At 55.7% G+C, this 19,768-nt stretch carries 24 protein-coding genes and 1 tRNA gene; 1 reads left to right on the top strand and 24 read right to left on the bottom strand.

Translation table 11 applies throughout. The features are described 5' to 3' along the window. Positions 1-40: 40 nt before the first annotated feature. The 20 genes from nusG to ACULM0_RS10190 all read right to left on the bottom strand — a co-directional run bounded on the left by nusG (position 41) and on the right by ACULM0_RS10190 (position 13,762). Positions 41-565 (bottom strand): transcription termination/antitermination protein NusG, encoded by a 525-nt coding sequence (nusG, locus tag ACULM0_RS10285; RefSeq protein WP_463677460.1) that lies wholly within the window; start codon positions 563-565, stop codon positions 41-43. Between the two features lie 26 nt (positions 566-591). Next, complete coding sequence (gene secE, locus ACULM0_RS10280; RefSeq protein WP_463677459.1) at positions 592-789, bottom strand: preprotein translocase subunit SecE; 198 nt, start codon at positions 787-789, stop codon at positions 592-594. Between the two features lie 23 nt (positions 790-812). Then, positions 813-962, bottom strand: coding sequence for a 50S ribosomal protein L33 (gene rpmG / locus ACULM0_RS10275; RefSeq protein WP_463677458.1), 150 nt, complete (start codon positions 960-962; stop codon positions 813-815). A gap of 166 nt (positions 963-1,128) precedes the next feature. Then, entirely contained in the window at positions 1,129-2,322 is a 1,194-nt protein-coding gene (tuf, locus tag ACULM0_RS10270) for an elongation factor Tu (protein ID WP_463677457.1), read from the bottom strand. A 28-nt stretch (positions 2,323-2,350) separates the two neighbouring features. Continuing rightward, positions 2,351-2,427: transfer RNA gene (locus tag ACULM0_RS10265), tRNA-Thr, on the bottom strand. Between the two features lie 4 nt (positions 2,428-2,431). Then, positions 2,432-3,064, bottom strand: coding sequence for an RNA polymerase sporulation sigma factor SigH (gene sigH, locus ACULM0_RS10260; protein ID WP_463677456.1), 633 nt, complete (start codon positions 3,062-3,064; stop codon positions 2,432-2,434). 63 nt (positions 3,065-3,127) lie between these two features. Beyond that, complete coding sequence (locus ACULM0_RS10255; protein WP_463677455.1) at positions 3,128-3,649, bottom strand: NYN domain-containing protein; 522 nt, start codon at positions 3,647-3,649, stop codon at positions 3,128-3,130. Then, the gene (gene rlmB, locus ACULM0_RS10250; RefSeq protein WP_463677454.1) at positions 3,630-4,364 is read right to left on the bottom strand and encodes a 23S rRNA (guanosine(2251)-2'-O)-methyltransferase RlmB; all 735 of its coding nucleotides are present in this window, start codon (positions 4,362-4,364) and stop codon (positions 3,630-3,632) included. The genes ACULM0_RS10255 and rlmB overlap by 20 nt, the downstream gene beginning before the upstream one ends. Then, positions 4,354-5,133: an FAD-dependent thymidylate synthase gene (gene thyX, locus ACULM0_RS10245; protein WP_463677453.1), complete on the bottom strand. Its 780-nt coding sequence runs from the start codon at positions 5,131-5,133 to the stop codon at positions 4,354-4,356. Before thyX ends, rlmB begins: the two co-directional genes overlap by 11 nt. Further along, positions 5,130-5,438, bottom strand: a complete 309-nt coding sequence (locus ACULM0_RS10240; RefSeq protein WP_463677452.1) for a hypothetical protein — start codon at positions 5,436-5,438, stop codon at positions 5,130-5,132. Before ACULM0_RS10240 ends, thyX begins: the two co-directional genes overlap by 4 nt. Continuing rightward, positions 5,425-5,853, bottom strand: coding sequence for a Mini-ribonuclease 3 (locus ACULM0_RS10235; protein ID WP_463677451.1), 429 nt, complete (start codon positions 5,851-5,853; stop codon positions 5,425-5,427). Before ACULM0_RS10235 ends, ACULM0_RS10240 begins: the two co-directional genes overlap by 14 nt. Positions 5,854-5,855: 2 nt before the next feature. Then, positions 5,856-7,238 carry a cysteine--tRNA ligase gene (gene cysS, locus ACULM0_RS10230; protein WP_463677450.1) on the bottom strand — a complete coding sequence of 461 codons (1,383 nt, stop codon included), beginning with the start codon at positions 7,236-7,238 and terminating at the stop codon, positions 5,856-5,858. Positions 7,239-7,317: 79 nt separating this feature from the next. Continuing rightward, positions 7,318-8,802: a glutamate--tRNA ligase gene (gene gltX / locus ACULM0_RS10225; RefSeq protein ID WP_463677449.1), complete on the bottom strand. Its 1,485-nt coding sequence runs from the start codon at positions 8,800-8,802 to the stop codon at positions 7,318-7,320. Next, entirely contained in the window at positions 8,792-9,082 is a 291-nt protein-coding gene (locus ACULM0_RS10220) for a cysteine-rich small domain-containing protein (protein ID WP_463677448.1), read from the bottom strand. The genes gltX and ACULM0_RS10220 overlap by 11 nt, the downstream gene beginning before the upstream one ends. Positions 9,083-9,127: 45 nt before the next feature. Beyond that, positions 9,128-10,129: a hypothetical protein gene (locus tag ACULM0_RS10215; protein WP_463677447.1), complete on the bottom strand. Its 1,002-nt coding sequence runs from the start codon at positions 10,127-10,129 to the stop codon at positions 9,128-9,130. Between the two features lies 1 nt (position 10,130). Then, positions 10,131-10,748, bottom strand: a complete 618-nt coding sequence (locus tag ACULM0_RS10210) for a metallophosphoesterase (RefSeq protein WP_463677446.1) — start codon at positions 10,746-10,748, stop codon at positions 10,131-10,133. A gap of 86 nt (positions 10,749-10,834) precedes the next feature. Next, the gene (gene ispF, locus ACULM0_RS10205; protein ID WP_463677445.1) at positions 10,835-11,308 is read right to left on the bottom strand and encodes a 2-C-methyl-D-erythritol 2,4-cyclodiphosphate synthase; all 474 of its coding nucleotides are present in this window, start codon (positions 11,306-11,308) and stop codon (positions 10,835-10,837) included. After that, complete coding sequence (ispD, locus tag ACULM0_RS10200) at positions 11,299-11,994, bottom strand: 2-C-methyl-D-erythritol 4-phosphate cytidylyltransferase (RefSeq protein ID WP_463677444.1); 696 nt, start codon at positions 11,992-11,994, stop codon at positions 11,299-11,301. Before ispD ends, ispF begins: the two co-directional genes overlap by 10 nt. A 32-nt stretch (positions 11,995-12,026) precedes the next feature. Beyond that, positions 12,027-13,115 carry a PIN/TRAM domain-containing protein gene (locus ACULM0_RS10195; RefSeq protein ID WP_463677443.1) on the bottom strand — a complete coding sequence of 363 codons (1,089 nt, stop codon included), beginning with the start codon at positions 13,113-13,115 and terminating at the stop codon, positions 12,027-12,029. 170 nt (positions 13,116-13,285) lie between these two features. Then, positions 13,286-13,762, bottom strand: a complete 477-nt coding sequence (locus ACULM0_RS10190) for a CarD family transcriptional regulator (RefSeq protein ID WP_463677442.1) — start codon at positions 13,760-13,762, stop codon at positions 13,286-13,288. 224 nt (positions 13,763-13,986) lie between these two features. Here ACULM0_RS10190 and ACULM0_RS10185 point away from each other — a divergent pair, with 224 nt between their 5' ends. Further along, positions 13,987-14,382, top strand: coding sequence for a nucleoside triphosphate pyrophosphohydrolase family protein (locus ACULM0_RS10185; protein ID WP_463677441.1), 396 nt, complete (start codon positions 13,987-13,989; stop codon positions 14,380-14,382). Between the two features lie 111 nt (positions 14,383-14,493). Here the strand turns inward: ACULM0_RS10185 and radA are convergent, their stop codons facing one another. Genes radA through ACULM0_RS10165 form a run of 4 tightly spaced genes read right to left on the bottom strand, consistent with a single transcriptional unit; the run spans position 14,494 to position 19,744 of the window. Beyond that, positions 14,494-15,855: a DNA repair protein RadA gene (radA, locus tag ACULM0_RS10180; protein ID WP_463677440.1), complete on the bottom strand. Its 1,362-nt coding sequence runs from the start codon at positions 15,853-15,855 to the stop codon at positions 14,494-14,496. 3 nt (positions 15,856-15,858) lie between these two features. After that, entirely contained in the window at positions 15,859-18,273 is a 2,415-nt protein-coding gene (locus ACULM0_RS10175) for an ATP-dependent Clp protease ATP-binding subunit (protein WP_463677439.1), read from the bottom strand. Continuing rightward, positions 18,270-19,250: a hypothetical protein gene (locus ACULM0_RS10170; RefSeq protein WP_463677438.1), complete on the bottom strand. Its 981-nt coding sequence runs from the start codon at positions 19,248-19,250 to the stop codon at positions 18,270-18,272. The genes ACULM0_RS10175 and ACULM0_RS10170 overlap by 4 nt, the downstream gene beginning before the upstream one ends. Beyond that, positions 19,247-19,744, bottom strand: a complete 498-nt coding sequence (locus ACULM0_RS10165) for a UvrB/UvrC motif-containing protein (RefSeq protein WP_463677437.1) — start codon at positions 19,742-19,744, stop codon at positions 19,247-19,249. The genes ACULM0_RS10170 and ACULM0_RS10165 overlap by 4 nt, the downstream gene beginning before the upstream one ends. Between the last annotated feature and the right edge of the window lie 24 nt (positions 19,745-19,768).

Below are 19,768 nucleotides of genomic sequence, written 5' to 3'. Positions count from 1 at the left end.
ATGTCACCTCCTAGCTAATGATGAACTTTTATAAAAAGCTTTACAGCTTTTCAACTTGGTTGTATTTGAGCTCCACAGGCGTCTCGCGCCCAAACATGGAAACCCGGACCTTTAAGGTCATTTTTTCTACGTGTACTTCTTCCACCTTGCCCTCGAAAGTCTCGAAGGGACCGGCGATGACACGAATGCTGTCGCCAACGGCAATATCGATTTCAACAATTTCTCTTTCCTCGAGCCCCATGCGCAGCACTTCAGCTTCCGTCAGCGGAATCGGCTTGGATCCCGGACCAACGAAGCCCGTGACACCACGGGTATTGCGGACGACGTACCAGGACTGGTCCGTCATGATCATCTTGACGATGCAGTATCCCGGAAAAATTTTGCGCTGTTTCACTTTACGCTTGCCGTCCTTCATCTCGACGACTTCTTCGGTGGGAACGACCACTTCCGTGATAATGTCTTCCATCCCTCGGTTTTCTACGATTTTTTCGATGTTGGCCTTCACTTTGTTCTCGTGACCGGAATACGTATGTACTACGTACCAACGTGCCGTGTTTTCAGACATAACTGGGGTCTTTCCCTCCTTCGTGCCTAAATGAAAAGATTGATAGCACCCATGAAGATAGAGTCCACGATCCAGATGCCGATTGCCATGACCGTTACGACGGCGACAACAATCCCCGTGTAGTTGATGACCTCTTCTTTACCTGGCCAGCTGACCTTCTTGAGCTCGGACTTAACGCCCTTCAGAAACTTCATGTTCCCTTTTTGCGCTGTTGCTTTTGCCATTGTTCACACCTCTCGTCCTGTGACTACTTGGTCTCTTTGTGGACCGTGTGGGTTTTGCAGAACTTACAGTATTTCTTCATTTCAATGCGGTCCGGAGTCGTACGTTTGTTCTTCGTCGTGTTGTAATTTCTATTTTTACATTCCGTGCACGCAAGAATCACTTTCACCCTCATGGTAACACCTCCTGCTCGTTTATCGTCAAGTGGGCGCTTTTCGTCCACTTTAACATCACTAACTTAACCTATCACAATTCCCCTCCAGTGTCAACCGGAAAAGGTGGTGAAAAAAGGCCCGGTGCTTACGCCCAGGCCTTGCTGTAGCTCATTTTTTAAAGATCGATTACTCGATGATGCTCGTAACAGAACCGGCGCCTACCGTACGGCCACCCTCTCGGATGGAGAACTTGAGGCCCTTCTCGATGGCGATCGGAGCGATGAGCTCTACAACCATCTCGATGTTATCACCAGGCATAACCATCTCAGCGCCTTCTGGCAACTGGATAGAACCTGTTACGTCAGTCGTTCTGAAGAAGAACTGGGGACGGTATCCGTTGAAGAACGGCGTATGACGGCCACCTTCTTCTTTCTTCAGTACGTACACCTGAGCGTTGAACTTCGTGTGTGGGTTGATGGAACCCGGCTTCGCCAGTACCTGGCCACGCTGGATGTCATCACGCTGTACACCACGGAGGAGTACGCCGATGTTGTCGCCCGCACGACCTTCGTCGAGGAGCTTGCGGAACATCTCTACACCCGTTACGATGACCTTGCGAGGATCTTCCTCGAGGCCTACGATCTCGATCTCTTCGGATACCTTCACGATACCACGCTCAACACGGCCCGTTGCTACCGTTCCACGACCTGTGATTGAGAACACGTCCTCAACAGGCATCAGGAAGGCTTTTTCCGTGTCACGCTCTGGCTCGGGGATGTACTCGTCGATGATCTCGAAAAGATCAACGATTTTCTGCGCCCACTCGCCACCCGTGTTCTCGAGGGCCTTCAGTGCAGAACCCTGGATGATCGGTGTGTCGTCGCCTGGGAAGTCGTACTCGTTCAGAAGATCTCTTACTTCCATTTCAACGAGCTCGAGGAGCTCTTCGTCGTCTACCATATCACATTTGTTCAGGAAGACCACGATGTAAGGTACGCCTACCTGACGTGCGAGCAGGATGTGCTCACGAGTCTGGGGCATAGGACCGTCGGCTGCTGATACCACCAGGATGGATCCATCCATCTGTGCAGCACCCGTGATCATGTTCTTTACGTAGTCGGCGTGACCGGGGCAGTCTACGTGAGCGTAGTGACGGTTAGGCGTCTCGTACTCTACGTGGGCTGTGGAGATCGTGATGCCACGCTCTCTCTCTTCCGGTGCTTTATCGATGTTTTCGAAAGCCACGAGCTCGCCGAGTCCGTAGGTGTCAAAGAGCACCTTCGTGATCGCAGCTGTCAGCGTCGTTTTACCGTGGTCAACGTGACCAATGGTTCCGATGTTAACGTGTGGCTTGGAGCGTTCAAACTTTGCTTTACCCATTGTACATCCTCCTTTTCGTTGGTTGTTTTGGAGCCCACGAGCGGATTCGAACCGCCGACCTCCGCCTTACCAAGGCGACACTCTAACCTACTGAGCTACATGGGCATGCCTAGACGGCAGACTTCGTACTTTTTTGGAGCTTTCTCTTGACCCTCTGGAGCGCATTGTCGATGGACTTGACATGGCACCCGAGTTCCTTTGCGATTTCCTCATAACTCATCCCATCGACATAGCCCGTGAGCGCTGCGTACTCGAGGTCCGTCAGCAATGCATTGAGCTGATCGAGAACGATCAGGAGTTCTTCGCGTGAAATGATCAGTTGCATCGGGTCGGTAATCCCGGTGGCGGACAGAACGTCCAAAAGTGTTCTGTTCGACTCTTCTCGAAATAGCGGCTTGTCGAGGGAGACGTAGCTATTGAGCGGCGTGTGTTTCTGCCGCGCGGCTGTGCGGATGGCTGTGATGATCTGCCGTGTCACACAGAGGTCCGCGAAGGAATGGAAACTCGCTTCCTTCGTCCCGTCGTAATCGCGTATGGCCTTGAAGATCCCGATCATGCCTTCTTGAATCAAATCTTCTCGATCCGCACCGCGGATGAAGTAGACCCTAGCCTTTATTTTAACAATTCCTTTGTATTTGTCAATAAGAAATTCCTCGGCCAGGTGTTCCCCCCCTTGGGCGAACGCGACGACAGTTTCATCCGGTAGCTGGTCATAACCTCGATCTCTTGCATCCTGTGTCATGAGCCATCCCCCTACTACCCTTGAAAAAGCCTGCCTTCATTATATAAAATTTGGATTTTATCGTCAAGAATTTCGCCATTTTTCAAGGGTTTTTCTCACTTTGTCCGGAAGACCGCCCGGCGCCTCCGTTTCCCGCTTTTCTATGGCCAACCGCCGCTTGGTCCTGCGCACGATCCGTTCGATGTCCGCACCGAGCTCGGCAGGGGTCACCCGGAGCGCCCCACTAGCCATGACCACCTGCTGCTCCACCCAGTCCGAAGTCACGACCTTCACGGTGTAGCGAATGTCGCTGGCGAGCTCTTTCACCCGTCCCTCGATATAAGCGTCGGCCGTCTGGTTCTCTTTGGTGTAGACTACCTGGAGTCCCCGGACCTCTTCGATCGTGGTGACCCGGCCGCGGTTGCGATAGGCGTCGAAGACCACGATCACTTCCTCGTCGGAAAGGTGGGCTAGTTCCACCAACTCGTCGACCAGACGATCGCGCGACTCCTCGAGACTGGTCGCGCCGCCATCGAGATAACCCCAGTAGTGGATTAAATTATACCCATCGATAAAGAGAAAGGTCTTAAGACCGCCCGGTCGCATGACGCTGTCTCACCACTTCGTAGAGCACAAGCCCCGCCGCTACCGATGCATTGAGGCTCTGCACTTTGCCGAGCATAGGTAGCTTCACCAGGAAATCACAGGTCTCGCGCACCAGGCGCGTCAACCCCTCGCCCTCATTCCCGATCACCAGACAAACGGAGCCCGATAGATCCACACCATCGTACAGGATCTCACCCTCCAGATCCGTCCCGTAGATCCAGGCTCCCGCTTCCTTCACGCGCTCCAGGGCGCGCGTCATATTGGTCACCTGTACCACCGGTACCGACTCCACCGCTCCGGCGCTGGTCTTGGCCACCACGGGCGTCACGGAAACGGCCCTGCGCTTTTTGATCATCACAAAGTCCACTCCCGCGGCATCGGCACTGCGGATGATCGACCCCAGATTGTGCGGATCCTCCACCCCATCGAGGGCCAGGATAAACCGCGGACCTTCCTGTTTCGCCAGTTCCGCTTCGAGATCGGCATACTCAAAGGGGGCCACCTCGGCGATCACACCCTGGTGGTTTCGCCCGCTGGCCATCTCGTCGAGGGTCTTTCGATCGACGATTTCAATGGGAATCTGCTTCTTCTGCGCCCATCGGCCGATCTCCTCGATCGAGCGATCCCGCGAGTTCTGCAAAAAAAGCTTGATCACCTTCCGTTTGCCGGCCATCACTTCTTTGACGGGATGCTTTCCTTCTATTCTATCGTTCATCAGTTTCTTCCATCCTTTCGAAAAATGCACGCACTTCTTGGCTCTTACCGCAGGTCATGGCACCCTCGGGACAGGGCCCCAAGAGACAACCGGGTCCCGCCGTTCTAAAGAGATGTGGCGCCACGCCGCGCACCAGCCTCAGCATCTCGATCGACAGCTCGCGAATCTCCCATTGGGCCCGGTTGCAGGTCCGGTGACGGAAGAAGTTCATGAGGCTCCGGGCGTTCATTGTGGCCACGATCTTCGTCTCGCAGGCATTGGGGAAAACAAAACGCGCATCCTCAATGGCTGCCTTCTTGGCCCGCTTGACCGCTTCTTTCTCCGGCCACCCTTCCGCCTGCAACCGCTCCCGATGATCGGCCTCGAGCAGGCTCGCGATCTGGCCGTAGGCCTGTCGGTCCGCCTCCATGGACGCTTCGAAAAGACGAAGGGCCTCGGGGTTGTCGCGAACGGCTGGGGGGACCACATACTCAAAGCTGTCGAGGCTCACGTAGCGCTGGGATTGCTGGGAATAGGACGCGATCCGGTGGCGCACCAACTGGTGGGTGAGCACCCGGCTCACGCCTTCGATGGCAAAGGTAAAGCTCACGTGTTCCAGCGGGCTCTCGTGGCCAAGGTCCATCAGCAGATCGATGAAGCGGATGACCGCCGCATCGTCCATGCTCTCGGACAGTTCCTCCACACCTACGTTGGCGTAACAAAGCTTCGCGCTGGCCGCCACCAACCGCTCGGGCTCCGGTGTATGGTTGATCAGTGCAACGTGTATCATAGGGCCTCCTCTTTAATATAGACATCGAAAAAGGGGAAGATGCCGACCAAGTACTTGCGGTACTTGGCCACGGCTTGTTCCCGACCATCGAGCTGTAGGGTTTCGAGTCCGATCAACCGGATGGTCAGCAGATGGTAATCGTACAGGAGGTGATCGTAGCGCTCCGCCACATGCTCTTCAAAACGCACCACCACGGACGCCTCCTCCGGCGCCGGTTCATAGCCGTCGAGCCGGATCGATTTAAAGGCGAGCAGCGGGAGGGTGATCAGGATCACCAGCAGGAAAATCTTCTCAGTTCTGTTCAAGAATCTTCACACCCTCCCGGATCACCAGGCGTAGCCGGTCGTGCGCACCGAGCAAAAATAGATAGCCCAACAGTGCCTCGAATCCGGTGGCCAGCTTGTAATCGGCGGGGTCAGCATTTTTCGGTGCCGAAGTGGTCTTCGCATTGCGCCCCCGCTTGAGAAGAATGACCTCCTCTTCCGTGAGGAAACCTTCCATCAAGACGCGAGCGATCTTGGCTTGTGAGCTCGCGTTCACGTGGGCCACCACTTCTTTGTTCAAATCGTGCATCTTGCCCGATCTATCGGCCACGAGGTAGGTGCGCATGTACAGATCGTACACCGCATCCCCGATGTAGGCAAGCTTCGAAGCGTGCATCATACGCACCTCCGTTTCCGTGAGCGCAGCAACGTCGAGCATCTCTAGAAATGCTTCCATGCTTACCTTCTCGTCCAGACGACACCCTGGGGTGTATCCTTCAGTTCGATGCCCTGGGCGAGCAGCTCATCGCGAATCGCATCCGCTCTCTGGAAATTTTTATCGGTCCTGGCCTGCTGACGCTCGGCAATCAGGCGCTCGATCGCGGCATCCAGATCTTCCTCCTCGCGCTTTTGCAAGATCCCCAGCACATCGGCCAGTTCATCGACCAGCTCCAGCATCGCCTTCACATCGGCGCCTGCACTCTCCGGTCCGATGTGGGTGTTGGCAAAACGCACGAGCTCAAAGAGCACCGAAAGGCCATCGGCCGTGTTGAAATCATCATCCATGTGCTCGATGAACCGTGCCCTGAATTTCTCAATATCCTCACCGTGGACATCCTTCCGGTCTTTTGCCACCTCTAGCATACGCACGAGATGCTCTCTGCCGTTGTACAGACGCTCGAGAGCACTTTTGGCGCTGGCCATCATCTCCTCGGAGAAGTTGACGGGGTTGCGGTAGTGGGCGGACAGGAGGAAGAAGCGGATCGTCTCTCCATCGTGGTGCGCTAGGATGTCCCGAACGGTGAAGAAATTATGCTTCGACTTGGACATCTTCTCGTTGTCGATGTTGATGTACCCGTTGTGCAACCAGTTTCGCACGTAGGTCTCCCCTGAGTAGGCTTCTGATTGTGCGATCTCGTTCTCATGGTGGGGAAAGATCAGGTCATGCCCACCGGCGTGGATATCCAGTGTAGGGCCCAGGTGCATGGTGCTCATGACCGAGCACTCGATGTGCCATCCCGGTCGGCCTTCTGACCAGGGGGATGGCCAGGCCGGCTCCCCTTCTTTCTTTGCTTTCCAGAGGGCAAAGTCCGAAGCGTGTTTCTTGCCGCTGTTCACAGCCACACGGGCTCCCGCCTCCAGCTCTTCGAGCCGTTGTCCCGACAGACCACCGTAACCGGGGTAGGCCATGGCATCGAAATACACATCGCCGTTCGCCTCGTAGGCGTAGCCCTTGTCGATGAGCACAGAGATGAAGTCCACAATCTCTTCCATGGACTCCGTCACCCGTGGATGGACATCGGCGCGCTCGATCCCGAGGGCATCGGCATCCTGGAAGTAGGCATCGATGTATTTCTGTGCGATCGCCTCCGGCGTGGCCCCCTCCTCCTTTGCACGCTGGATGATCTTATCATCCACATCGGTGAAATTCTGAACGTACTTCACTTCGTAACCGCGGTATTTCATGTACCTGCGTAGCGCGTCAAAAATCATAAAGGGCCTTGCGTTTCCGATGTGAAAGTAGTTGTAGACTGTCGGACCGCAGACGTACATCCGCACTTTTCCGGGTTCTAGCGGCATAAAGGTCTCTTTCTTTCGTGTCATGCTATTGTATAGTTTCACGTCGACGTCCTCCTTCTTCTTCAAGCACCGACGACCCCCACCAATCCGAGGGCGGGGGTCGCTAGCGTACCTTACACGTCTAACCTTCGATCTTGCTTAATACGTGGTCGATGCGACGGGCGACCTTTTCTTTACCTAAGATCTCGATGATATCGGCCATCTCCGGTCCGTGTACCTGGCCGGTGAGCGCCACGCGCGTGGGCATAAACAGGTTCTTCCCCTTGATTCCCGTTTCTTTCTGTACGGCTTTAAAGAGTCCTTTAACCTCTCCGGCCACGAGCTCATCGAGCGCCAGCGCCTTGTCCTTGAAGACGCGTAGCATTTCGGGCACATGGTCGAGCCCGATCATTTCTTCGGCCTTTTCGTCTTCGAACTGGATCTCATCGTCCAAAAAGAGATCCACGGTGCTCGTGATCTGGGAGAGGTGGTCGATACCGCCGCGGGTCACGCCGACGATTTTCTTGATCCACTCGTACTTTTCCTGGACCTCTTCCTCCGCCACGTACCCATCCAAGACGAAGTAGGGGATGCACAGGGCCGTCAGCTCGTCGAGATCCTTCTCGCGAATGTAGTGGCCGTTGATCCAGTTGAGCTTGCTCACGTCAAAGACCCCGCTGGATTTTGACACGCGCTCGAGACTGAAGGCCTCGACCAGTTCGTCCATGCTGAAGATCTCCTGGTTGTCCTCCGGCGACCATCCCACCAGGGCGATGTAGTTGATCAGCGCCTCGGGCAGATACCCTTTTCTCCTGAAGTCCTCCACGGCCACGTCGCCGTGACGCTTCGAGAGTTTCTTCTTATCGCTGTTCAAAATATTGGGCAGGTGCACGTACTTGGGCGCTTCCCAGCCAAAGGCTTCGTAAAGCATCACGTGCTTGGGAGTGGATGGCAACCACTCTTCCCCGCGGATGATGTGGGAAACGGCCATGAAGTGATCATCCACGATCACTGCCAGGTGGTAGGTGGGGTAGCCATCGGCCTTGAGGAGTACCTGGTCATCCAGGTCGTCAGTATTCACGGTCACGCGACCGCGCACGACGTCTTCGAAGGTCACCTCGTGATTGGCCGGGAGCTTCAAGCGTACCACGTGGGACTCACCGGCCGCCACGCGTGCCTTGGCGTCAGCCGGATCGATCCCACGGCAGATGCCATCGTAACGGGGAACCTTCCCCTGGGCCTTCTGGGCGTCGCGTAGGTTTTCGAGGCGTTCTTTCGAACAGAAACAGTAGTAGGCGTGTCCATCGTCGATCAGCTTCTCCACGTGCTCGCGGTAGATCTCCGTTCGCTGCGACTGGATATAGGGACCCTTATCCCCTACCTGGACAACCTCACCTGCCTCGTTGAGCACCGGTCCTTCCGTGTGCATGACACCGGCCCAAGCCATACTGTCCAGCAGGTTTTCGATGGCGCCTTCCACGTAACGCGTGCGGTCCGTGTCCTCCACGCGCAGAAGGTAGGTACCGCCTTCCTTCTTGGCGAACAAATAGTTGTATAGGGCCGTTCTCAGGCCACCGATGTGCACATAGCCCGTGGGGCTCGGTGCGAAGCGTACTCTAACCGACATGTTGGTCCTCCTTCTTCTCTTCGGGGTCTCTTCTCACCAGATCGATCACATCGCCCATCTTGGCCATGATCCGGTCGTAGGCACCGGGTGTATGGGGGAGCGTGCAATCGGAACAGTCCTTGACCGTACCAGCGTATTTGTACTGTCCGCCGCAGTTCTCTCCGAGGGCATACAGGGGACAATAACAGAAAAGACAGTTATAGGTGCTTGGCTCCTCCACCTGATGACAGGGGAAGAACTCACAATTCGCATGTTGAAAAAATGTATAGGCCTTGCTCACAGTACACCACCTCTTCACCGATTATACCATACGAAGCGGCGTTGTCTAATAGCGGGTTTTGAGGATCGCCACCTCGCGGTCCACGAGTTGATCCGTGGCCACTTCGGTAAGCTTGGAGAAGATCATCTTGCGGTAGTCTTCGGCGATATCCATCTTGGTCTCCCCGTTCTCCCTGCGGGCGTCACGCCAGTAGACTTTCTTCTTATTAAGGAAGAGATCGAGGTCCACAATCCGCGTCCCATCCTCCAGGTACTCTAACCCCATCAGGTAACGTTTGAGTTCTTTCGGCTTCATGTAACTGAAAAAACGCACCTGGTAAACACCTACCGACAGAAGGATGAAGGCCGCATCCTTTCCCCATCCCTCGCCCATGATGACGCCGAGTTCCAAGGACTCGAGCACATCGGTGAGGCGCTCGTAGTGGAGTTGGTAGGCACCGTAGGAATCGTAGATCTTGATGTGATACTCCTGCCACTCGCCAGCTTCCGTGCCCGCGTTGAAATAATCCAGATCCTTTTTCTTCAATAGATTGATCGTTTCCACCAGACTCGCACGCGCGTGAAAGGCAATGGGATGGGTCATGCCGTAGTTCACCGCTCGGTCCAGCGGTTGGTCTGTCAGCACGAAGACCACACCACCCTCCTCTTGGTCCATCACATCGTAAAAGGGTGCTTCGTGGCCGGTAAAATCCTGGGCGATGACCTCGAGCATGGACTGGGCGTCCCCCTGGTGCCGCAGGATCATCGGTCGGGGGGACTGTCGAATGTACTGGATGTCCTCCGTCACACGCGAATTGATGAGACTCATCAGGATCGGATCGGAAAGGGAATAGACGAGGTAGGTATCGATGGCATCGGAAAACCGGATGGGTCCTTTCAGTTCATCGACCAATACAACAAGACAACTATCATCCTTGGCAATACTGGCCATCTGGGTATAGGGTCCCTTCAAAACCGAAAAATTCACAGCCAGATGCTGCCGGATCGCCTCCTGGTTGTCCGTGGCGATCAACAGCGTTTTGGCCCCAGTGCGAAAGAGTGTCATCATATCAAGTGCCTCCCTTGCGTCTTCTGAGTCGCTCGTCGTTGGTCCCCGGTGGGTAAGACAGGGCGGTGACCCCACCATCGGCTCCAATGACGTAGATCGCCTCGATGCCATTGAGCTGCTTCGGGGGCCCGTCGCGCTGCGTCCTTCGATCCAGGTTGTGGCCGAAAAACACGTAATCTGCCTCCTGGTCCTCGAAGGGCTTGTGCCCCACCACGATCTTGTGCCCGCGCCAAGAGAACCGGTCTTTGGCCACGATTCTAAACACCGGGGACGTCGCCCATCTTCTGAGCACCTCTTCGTCATCGTGGTTACCCAGTACCAAGATCACTTCTCGCGCGCCGCTTTTCTCAAGAATCTCCAATAGTTTTCTAACCTTGGTCTCGTATAGATCGATGAGCCCCGGGGATTTTTCGATCTTCAGATCATCGCTGAGGTCACCCCCGTGGAGGATGATCTCGGGATTGACCTGCTCGAAAACCGAGGGTAGCGCTCCGAAAAGTGTGGACGGGGTATCGGACAGAAACAACAGTTTGGGCTGGGGGTCCTCCGCCAGAGCACGGGGCACAGGGATGCGACCCAACCTTCTGATCACAAAGTTTTTGATCTTCTTGCGCATCATTACCCCTCCTCTCGTCTCCTTCTTTCCCCTATTATACCACCAAGAAACAGCGCCATTAAAAAAAGCGCGCGACTTTCATCGCACGCCTATCGTTTTTCCAGTAGTACCACTGATTCCGCTGCGATTCCCTCGCCGCGTCCTGCAAACCCCAATTGCTCCGTCGTGGTGGCCTTGATGTTCACCCGGTCGGTCGTCGTGGCGAAAAGCACCGCGATTCGCTCGCGCATGGCGGGTAGGAACGTCGCCAATTTCGGTTTCTGACAGATGATCGTAGCATCGATGTTGCCCACCCTGTAGCCTTTCTCGTGCATCTTCGCAGCCACTTTCTCGGCGAGCAGGCCACTATCCACGCCCGCCAGATCCGGATCATCATCGGGAAAATGCCTGCCGATATCCCCCAGGGCCAGGGCGCCGAGCACCGCATCCATCACCGCGTGTAGGAGCACGTCTGCATCGGAATGACCCAGCAGGCCCCGCTCATAAGGCACGCGGACACCCCCTAGGATCAGTGGGCGATCTTCCACCAATCTGTGTACATCGTACCCATGTCCTATTCGCACGGTATTCCCTCCCTTTTCAGAAGCGATTCCGCGAGGATCAGGTCCACGGGCGTCGTCAGCTTGATGTTGGTATCGTCTCCCGGGATCACGTGCACGTCCTGCTGCATGAACTCTACCAGGGATGCGTCATCCGTGGCATCGAGCCCTTCCTCCCGCGCGACAGCGTAGGCCTCGAGCAACATCTCACGCCAAAAGCCCTGGGGCGTTTGAACGGCGACCAAGCGATCGCGGTTGAGCGTGCTCTCGACCCGATCACCCTCGATCCGCTTGATGGTATCCTTCAGCGGTAGGGCCGGGATCACGGCCCCGTGGACCTCTAGCTCCTCTATGATCCTCCAGACTAGCGCGGGTCTCACGAGACAGCGGGCCGCATCGTGCACGAGAACGTTTTGAAATTCTGGACTGATATGCCCGAGGGCATTCTCGATAGAGGCCTGGCGCGTCTTCCCACCGGCGACCACGGCGACCACATTGTGGATGCCACCTGCCTCGAGCAGAGCGCGCATCGATTCCACCTCATAAGGTGGGGCCACGACGATCATAGAGAGGCTCATCTCCGAAAAAACCCTGGCCGTGCGCAATACCATGGGTTCACCACACAGGGAGAGATATTGTTTCTTCTCTTCGGTACCCATGCGCCGACCACTGCCGGCTGCTGGGATCACCACTACTGTCTTTCTATCCAACGTTTATCACCTCTGTCTACTCAGGAGGGGCCTTATCTGCGGAATCTCGTGAAGATCATGCGACCCGCCGCCGTTTGAAGCACGCTGGTCACCACGACATCGACGGTCTCATTGATATGGCGCTTTCCTTCTTCTACCACAATCATGGTCCCATCATCGAGGTAGGCGATCCCTTGGTTGGCTTCCTTGCCGGCCTTGATGATCTGTACCTGCATGTCCTCCCCAGGGAGTACCACGGGCTTGACGGCGTTGGCCAATTCGTTGATATTGAGCACCGGTACGTCCTGCACCGCCGCCACCTTGTTTAAATTGTAATCGTTGGTGAGGACCACCCCACCAATTTTTTGCGCGAGCTTCAAGAGCTTCACATCTACTTCCGACACATCCTCGAAGTCATCATCTACTACTTTGACGGGTACATTGAGATCCGTCTGTATCGTCTTGAGAATGTCGAGTCCGCGTCTGCCGCGGTTGCGCTTTAGCCCGTCGGAACTATCGGCGATATGCCGGAGTTCCTCGAGCACAAATTCTGGGATGATCAGGGTTCCCTCGATGAATCCGGTTCTCGAGATATCCGCGATGCGTCCGTCGATGATCACGGACGTATCCAGAATCTTCTGGCTCCCACCCTTTTTCGTCTGCACGATACCCTTTTCTTCATTCTTTCGAAACATGTCGGGTAATTTGGCCAGTTCACCGATATTGCGGGTCGATAGTGTCACGCCGAGGTAGCCGAAAAACACATAGGCCACGACGGACAGAATCATACCAACGAAACCAAAGGGAATCAATTGGAAGATACTACTGATGAGATAGGCGATGATCAAACCGATGATCAAACCTAACGATCCCACGGCCATCTGATTGGTCGGGATCTTGGATAACTCGAATTCTGCCTTCTCTGTGATTTTCACGCCCCACCGGATGATTGTGTTGGACAAAATAAAAAGAAGAATAAAAAGGATGATAGCAAATAAAACAGGGATCACCATCTTCAGCGGCGATTCCGCTAAACCCATCCAGTCCACAACCAGTTCCGAGTGGGAGAAAACCGTACCGATCGCGAACCCCAAACCACCGCCCATGATGGCGATGACCCACCGGGCCACTTTTTTGATCATACGATAACCTCCTTGACTTGCACATCGTTTGCCTTGTTCATAAGGTACCCATCAAGATACCCCTTTAACCGCGAGCACCTACTTAGCAGTTTATCACAGATAGCGGTGCTCAAACTTGAACATCGTGTGAACGATCCCAAAGAAAAAAGCCTCTATATAAGAGAGGCCGGTTAATGAATGGAATCCTCGATGAGATCTGCGATCTCTTCTTCCTTCTTATCGCTAGAGAGCGCCAGCTCGCTGACCAAGATCTGCTTGGAATTGTGCAGCATCTTGCGTTCCCCAGTGCTCAATCCTTTTTCGTGATCCATGAGCGTGAGATTCTTGACGACGTTGGCGACCTTGATGATATCGCCCGTCTTCATCTTTTCCATGTTCTGGCGGTACCGCTTGTTCCAATTCGTCGGCATCTTATCCCGATCGCCACCGAGTAACTCGATGACCTCATTGAATGTCTCCTCATCAGCAATCTGTCGAACGCCGAGAGCCTCCACATTATCCACAGGAATCATGACCTTCATTTCCTTATGGGGGATATGAAGAATATAATATTTCTTTTTCTCGCCAAGGATCTCCTTCTCTTCGATGCCATCAATGACCCCGGCGCCGTGCATCGGATAAACGACCTTGTCTCCTTTTTTAAACATAAGTACCTCCTTATATCTCACACCTATTATTATACGCTCGTGAAAAGAGGTTGTCAAATGAAGTTAAATTACAATATTATCACAGGTCTTACTCAAATGCAATCACCTTTATTGTATACATGGACGGAAGGCTAGAAATCGCAGACGCGATCCCCTCGCTTCTCATCGTGAACCCTTTGTGGTACAATAATGCCATAAGACAAGACGTGGAAGGAGGGATTTTCTTGAAAGATTTACTCTTCGATAGTTTCCAAGAGAAAGTAGACGAAGTGCTCATCCGGCACACCAGCGTGATCGATATCATGGCGCAGGTTCAAAATGCTTCCTCTCGTACCAACCGGGCCATCGTTCGGTCCATCACCGAGTGCGGTTGTATCGCCATCGATGCCAGCAAGATTCATTTTCCAGAGGACTTGTCCGAGGAAGGAATCAAGGCCCATCGCGATTCGCACTTGAAGGGCGAGCTGTGCGAGAACTGTCGTGAGAAGGTCGAGGAGGAGATCGGTAATCTGACCTTCTACGTCACCGGCCTTTGTAACACCCTCGATCTGAACCTCTACGACATCGTGCTAAAAGAGTACAAAAAGATCAACGCGCTGGGTAAGTTCAGCATGTATTGATCACAAGCAGGACACCTCGACGGATGAGGTGTCCTTTTTTTATCCCCCACGTGAAGAGCGACCGGATACCCCTTTTTCATGGGGATCCGGTCGCTCGTTTTCGATTCTCCACTAGAACAGTTCATCGAAGACCTGTCTGATCTGGTCCACCCCGATGAGTTCGATGCCTTCGAACGGTGGTAGCTTCTCCAAATTCTTCTTCGGCAGAATGCACCGCTTGAAGCCGAGCTTCTGTCCTTCGCGGATTCGCTTCTCCGCATGGGTCACGCCGCGCACCTCGCCGGTGAGCCCCACCTCCCCGAAAACCAATGTGTGGGGATCGATCGGCTTGTTGCGGTAGCTCGAGGTGATGGCGCAGAGAATCGAGAGGTCCGTCGCCGGCTCCGTGAGCGTCATCCCGCCCACCACGTTGATGTAGGCATCCTGGTCGTAAAGGGCCATCCCGATTTTTTTCTCTAGGATCGCCATCATCATGACCATCTTGTTGTGATCGTAGCCCACGGACATGCGCCGGGGGTTATTGAAGTTCGTACTGGAGACCAGGCTCTGGATCTCTACGAGCACGGGGCGCGTGCCCTCGAGGCTCGCGGTGATCACCGATCCTGGATACCGTTCCCCCAGGTGACTGATAAAGATCTCCGAGGGGTTCTTCACCTCCTCGAGGCCATAGCTCGTCATCTCGAAAAGACCGATTTCGTTCGTCGACCCGAATCGATTCTTCACCGAACGCAGGATGCGATAGACGTTGTGACGCTCTCCTTCAAAATAAAGCACGGTATCCACCATGTGCTCGAGTACCTTGGGTCCCGCCAGCGAACCGCTCTTGGTCACATGACCCACGATAAAGGTCGGGATCCCCTTTCCCTTGGCCAGGTTCATCAGCGTCAGGGTGGCATCGCGCACCTGGCTCACCGTACCCGGTGCCGAGGTGATCTCGGGATTAAAGACCGTCTGTATGGAATCCACGATCAAGAGATCCGGGGCGAGGGAGGTGACGGCCGCCGAAATCGCCTCCAGGTTATTCTCGCTGATCACGAAGAGTTTCTCTCCCTCGGCCGCGAGCCGCTGGGCCCTGAGCTTCAACTGTTTGATCGACTCCTCTCCACTGACGTAAAGGACGGTCTTGCCCATCGCAGTCACATGTCGGGCCACCTGCAGGAGGATCGTGGATTTTCCGATTCCCGGGTCCCCGCCCACCAGAACAAGAGAACCGGTGACGATCCCGCCGCCGAGAACCAGATCGAACTCCCCGATCCCGCTGGTCATCCGTTCCTCGTGCTCGAGGCTGATCTGCGAGAGCGGCATGGCCTTCTGACTGGTCGTAAGTCCCCGGCTCTTGCCGGCACTCTTCTCCTCGCGCTCTACTTCTTCGACGAGGCTATCCCAGTCGCCGCACTCCGGACAACGACCGAGCCATTTGTGCGTGATGTACCCGCAACTTTGGCAGGCATAGGTGATCTTGGGTTTCGCCATTGATTATTCCTTCTCCTTTAGATAGACGCCCTCTTCTGTCCAATCGGCAATCAATCGATCGCCCGGTTTGAAATCACCACGGATGATTCCCTCGGCCAGGGGATCTTCCAGTAGTTCCCTCAGCGCCCGGCTCAACGGTCGTGCACCGTAGTTCTCGAGGTAGCCTCGTTTGACGATTTCAGCTGTCATCCGATCGGTGAGCGAGAGGTGCAGGTCCTTGGCCTCCAGGCGTTCGTTGAGTGCGCCCACATTAAGGGCCACGATTTTTTCGAGATCCGACTCCGTCAGATCATTGAAGATCACCACATCGTCGATGCGGCCAAGAAATTCAGGCCGGAAATAGGCCTTCATCTCATCCATGATTCGCTCGCGCAGGGCCTCTCGTCCACCGGGGTCTTCATCTCCAAAGCCCATTTTGCGATAGCCCTTGACTTCATCGACCCCCAGATTGGAAGTCAGGATGATAATCGTCTGGCGAAAGCTCACACGCCGCCCCCGGGCATCGGTCAGGTGTCCCTCGTCAAGGATCTGCAAGAGCAGATTCTGTACATCCCGGTGTGCTTTTTCGAACTCGTCGAACAGCAGTAAGGCGTAAGGCTGCTGTCGAACGGGCTCCGTCAACTGTCCCGCCACATCGAAACCGGCGTATCCCGGGGGGGCCCCAATCAACTTCGATACGTCAAAGCGTTCCATGTACTCGCTCATATCGTAACGGAAGAGACGTGTTTGGCTACCGAACATCACCTCGGCCAGCGCCTTGCTGAGCTCGGTCTTCCCCACGCCCGTGGGGCCCAGGAAGACCAGCGAGGCCATGGGCCGGTCGGGGTCCGAAAGGCCCACGCGCGAACGCCTCAGCGCCCTGGCCACGAGACCGATGGCTTCCTCTTGTCCCACGACACGCTCGCCGAGGAGTTGTTCCAACGCCAGCAACTTGGCCTTCTCATCCCGCGCCAACCGCTCGACGGGAATCTTGGTCCAGTCTGCGATCACGGCCTCGACCATGGCGACGGTCACCACAGGTCGATCGTCACCGGCGACGCGAGCGAGCTCCGTTTCGCGTTCAATTTTTCTGTCGAGTTCTTTTTCCATCTCCACGAGCTCGGCCGCCATTTCAAACTGGAGCCGCGTGATGAGTTCTTCTTTTCGTCTGCGTACATCGGTGCGCTCGGCGCGAAGGCGCTCGAGGCCTCCGCGGTCCCGGCTCTTCTCGAGCCGCAATCGGCTGGCCGCCTCATCGATCAGATCCACCGCCTTGTCCGGCAGAAAACGATCGTTGATATAGCGTACAGAGAGCCGAACCGCTGCCGAGAGCGCCTCATCATCAAAAGCCACCTGGTGGTGCGCCTCGTACACCTTCCGAACGCCCTCGAGGATGGCCAGGGCCTCGCCTTCCGTCGGTTCATCCACACGCACCTGCTGGAGCCTCCGCTCCAGCGCACGATCCTTCTCTACAATCTGTGAGAATTCGCGACTGGTGGTCGCACCGATGAGCTGGATATCCCCTCGCGCCAGGGCAGGTTTTAACATATTTGCCGCCGAAAGCGAAGAACCCTCCGTACTACCGGTCCCGATGATGTTGTGGATCTCATCGAAGAACAGGATGACGTCACCCTCTGCTTTCACGCGATCGAGCAGTTCCTTGAGGCGTTTCTCAAAGTCTCCCCGGTACTTGGTCCCAGCCACCAAGGAGGCCAGACTGACCGATACCAGGCGCTTGTTCTTCAGTCCAGGCGGGACATCCCCGGCGACCAAACGGTGGGCCAAACCCTCGACAATCACCGTTTTCCCGACACCCGGTTCGCCCACGAGACAAGGATTGTTCTTCTGTCGACGGGTGAGCAGCTGCAGGATCCGATCGATTTCTTTCTCCCGGCCCACGACATCGTCCAGCAGTCCCTCGGTGGCCAGGCGGGTCAGATCCTCTCCGAAGTAGCCTTCCGCCCCACTCACCTCTTCTGACCTGGGCAGGGTCGTGGTATCGCCTCCGGTGGACGGACCGCCGCTCACCAGGTTTGAGAAGGCGCGGATCGCCCCCTCGTCCACCCCCCAGCCGCTCAACAGTTTGGTGGCCACAGAAAAGGGGTCCTCCAGGATCTTGACCAAGAGCTGCTCCGGTCGATGGGGTGGCGTGAAATCTCGCGCCATAGCCGCCAGACAGTCTTTGGCCCGAGGGGTAACACCCTCGATCTCCGCCGTGAACAGTCCCCTGCCCATCCGACGCAGGATCTCCCCCCGAAGCGCGTCACTCGTGATGTCTCGCTCGACGAAGAACCCGCGGATCAAGGACATCTCGGACTGGGTCATGGCTAAAAGCAGGTGTTCTGTCCCCAGGTAGGCATGCCCCATCATCATGGCCTCATCCGTGGCCAGCTTGATCAGTGCCTTGAGTGTATCATCCATCTGTCGTCGATCGATCATGGTTTCACCTCGATTCCCGTCATCATCTCACGCGCGTAGGTCGCCCGCAGTTCCGCTTGTTCCGGCGCTGTTAACACGCGGCCGGCCAGGTAATTGAGCGCACCCTTTTTCAAGAACGCTAGGGCATCATCCACCCCTTCGAGCTGGTCCACCGTCCCGACCCGACCCGCCAAGATTCCCCACCGGAGGTCCGACAGGGCGTGCAGGTACTCCGCAGGTCCAATCTTCCGCGCATAAGAAAGCACCCCGTAGGCGCGGTACACGCGATCGGCCGTTTCCAGAGACCAGAGCCTTTCTTTTTCCTGGGATTCACGCTCTGCCAGGTTTTCGATCACCCGCTCGATGACCGAGATTATCTCCTCCTCCGTCCTCCCGATCGACTGTCGGGTGGACAGCTGGTAGTAGGGAGCGCCGAGCGGATCCGAAAGCAGGAAGCCCACTTGGTGGACAGCATTTTTCACCCGCTCGATCTCACCCGTCTGATCGAGGGCCGGCAGATGCAAGCGCACCGACAGCTTGAGTCCTGTCCCCACGTTCATCGGGCTGCTCGTCAGGTAACCAAAGGGATTTCGAAAGGCGAAATCACCGATGCCCTGGAGATCCGACAACCATTCGCCCGCCCTTTCGTACAGGGTTCGAAAATCCGCCGCGCGATCGTAAAGCTGCAGTCTCAAGTGATCCTCCTCATTGATCAGAAGGGACACCTGGTCATCCTCGGAAAGCGCCACCGCCCGCGCGATCCCACCGGTCAGCATCAAGGAAGAGAGCTTTTCCCTGGCCAGCAAGTGATAGCGTGTCAAGGGATCGAGTTTCGTCATCTCGAAAAAAGAAACCCCCTCTCGGCCGGACAAGCGGTGGCGAAGTCGCTGCACGAGTTCAAAACTCGCCGACTCCGTCATGGAGAGCGGGAAGGCGTCCGATTCATAATTGCGAGCGATCCTGAGTCGACCACCGACGATCATACCTTCCGATCTCATGACTGGTCACCTCTCGATAGCTCCTTGATCTGGTCGCGAATCCGGGCGGCTTCTTGCATATCTCCCCGTGCCACGGCATCGTTCATCGCTTCAGAAAGCGCCGAGGCAGCCGTCCGGTGAACGTGATCCGCCGGCAGCGAACCACGGTGGATGTGGGTCCCCTGCAGTTCATCGAGCAGATGCTCCAGCTTGGCCCCAAAGGCTTCGTAGCAAACGGCGCACCCGAGCTTGCCCAGCTCCCTGAACTGACCATAGGTCATCCCACAGCCCGAACAAGTGGTGGTCTTGATCGCCTTGACCGGAATCGCCGACCGTTGTAGCTGGTCGACCAGGTGGGTGAGAAAGCGGTTGGTCGAAAAGGACGATTCGTACTGCTCCTCCCCCAGATGGGCGAGACAATCCTCGCACAACTTCAGCTCACGTCGAACGCCGTGTACTGTTCGCACCACTTCCACATGCCCTTCCTTCAGTCCGCAAAGATCGCAGATTGCCATCACGTTCACCACCTTTTCATCTAT

The sequence above is a fragment of the Halotolerantifilum yawarlongkerapense genome, assembly GCF_054506745.1.
This window is presented reverse-complemented; position numbering and strand designations above follow the sequence as displayed.

Coding starts and splice junctions, on each gene's coding strand:
- nusG (WP_463677460.1), bottom strand. CDS start 565: ATGTCTGAAAACACGGCACGTTGGTACGTAGTACATACGTATTCCGGT.
- secE (WP_463677459.1), bottom strand. CDS start 789: ATGGCAAAAGCAACAGCGCAAAAAGGGAACATGAAGTTTCTGAAGGGC.
- rpmG (WP_463677458.1), bottom strand. CDS start 962: ATGAGGGTGAAAGTGATTCTTGCGTGCACGGAATGTAAAAATAGAAAT.
- tuf (WP_463677457.1), bottom strand. CDS start 2,322: ATGGGTAAAGCAAAGTTTGAACGCTCCAAGCCACACGTTAACATCGGA.
- sigH (WP_463677456.1), bottom strand. CDS start 3,064: ATGACACAGGATGCAAGAGATCGAGGTTATGACCAGCTACCGGATGAA.
- ACULM0_RS10255 (WP_463677455.1), bottom strand. CDS start 3,649: ATGCGACCGGGCGGTCTTAAGACCTTTCTCTTTATCGATGGGTATAAT.
- rlmB (WP_463677454.1), bottom strand. CDS start 4,364: ATGAACGATAGAATAGAAGGAAAGCATCCCGTCAAAGAAGTGATGGCC.
- thyX (WP_463677453.1), bottom strand. CDS start 5,133: ATGATACACGTTGCACTGATCAACCATACACCGGAGCCCGAGCGGTTG.
- ACULM0_RS10235 (WP_463677451.1), bottom strand. CDS start 5,853: ATGGAAGCATTTCTAGAGATGCTCGACGTTGCTGCGCTCACGGAAACG.
- gltX (WP_463677449.1), bottom strand. CDS start 8,802: ATGTCGGTTAGAGTACGCTTCGCACCGAGCCCCACGGGCTATGTGCAC.
- ACULM0_RS10215 (WP_463677447.1), bottom strand. CDS start 10,129: ATGATGACACTCTTTCGCACTGGGGCCAAAACGCTGTTGATCGCCACG.
- ACULM0_RS10210 (WP_463677446.1), bottom strand. CDS start 10,748: ATGATGCGCAAGAAGATCAAAAACTTTGTGATCAGAAGGTTGGGTCGC.
- ACULM0_RS10195 (WP_463677443.1), bottom strand. CDS start 13,115: ATGATCAAAAAAGTGGCCCGGTGGGTCATCGCCATCATGGGCGGTGGT.
- ACULM0_RS10190 (WP_463677442.1), bottom strand. CDS start 13,762: ATGTTTAAAAAAGGAGACAAGGTCGTTTATCCGATGCACGGCGCCGGG.
- radA (WP_463677440.1), bottom strand. CDS start 15,855: ATGGCGAAACCCAAGATCACCTATGCCTGCCAAAGTTGCGGGTACATC.
- ACULM0_RS10175 (WP_463677439.1), bottom strand. CDS start 18,273: ATGATCGATCGACGACAGATGGATGATACACTCAAGGCACTGATCAAG.
- ACULM0_RS10170 (WP_463677438.1), bottom strand. CDS start 19,250: ATGAGATCGGAAGGTATGATCGTCGGTGGTCGACTCAGGATCGCTCGC.
- ACULM0_RS10165 (WP_463677437.1), bottom strand. CDS start 19,744: ATGGCAATCTGCGATCTTTGCGGACTGAAGGAAGGGCATGTGGAAGTG.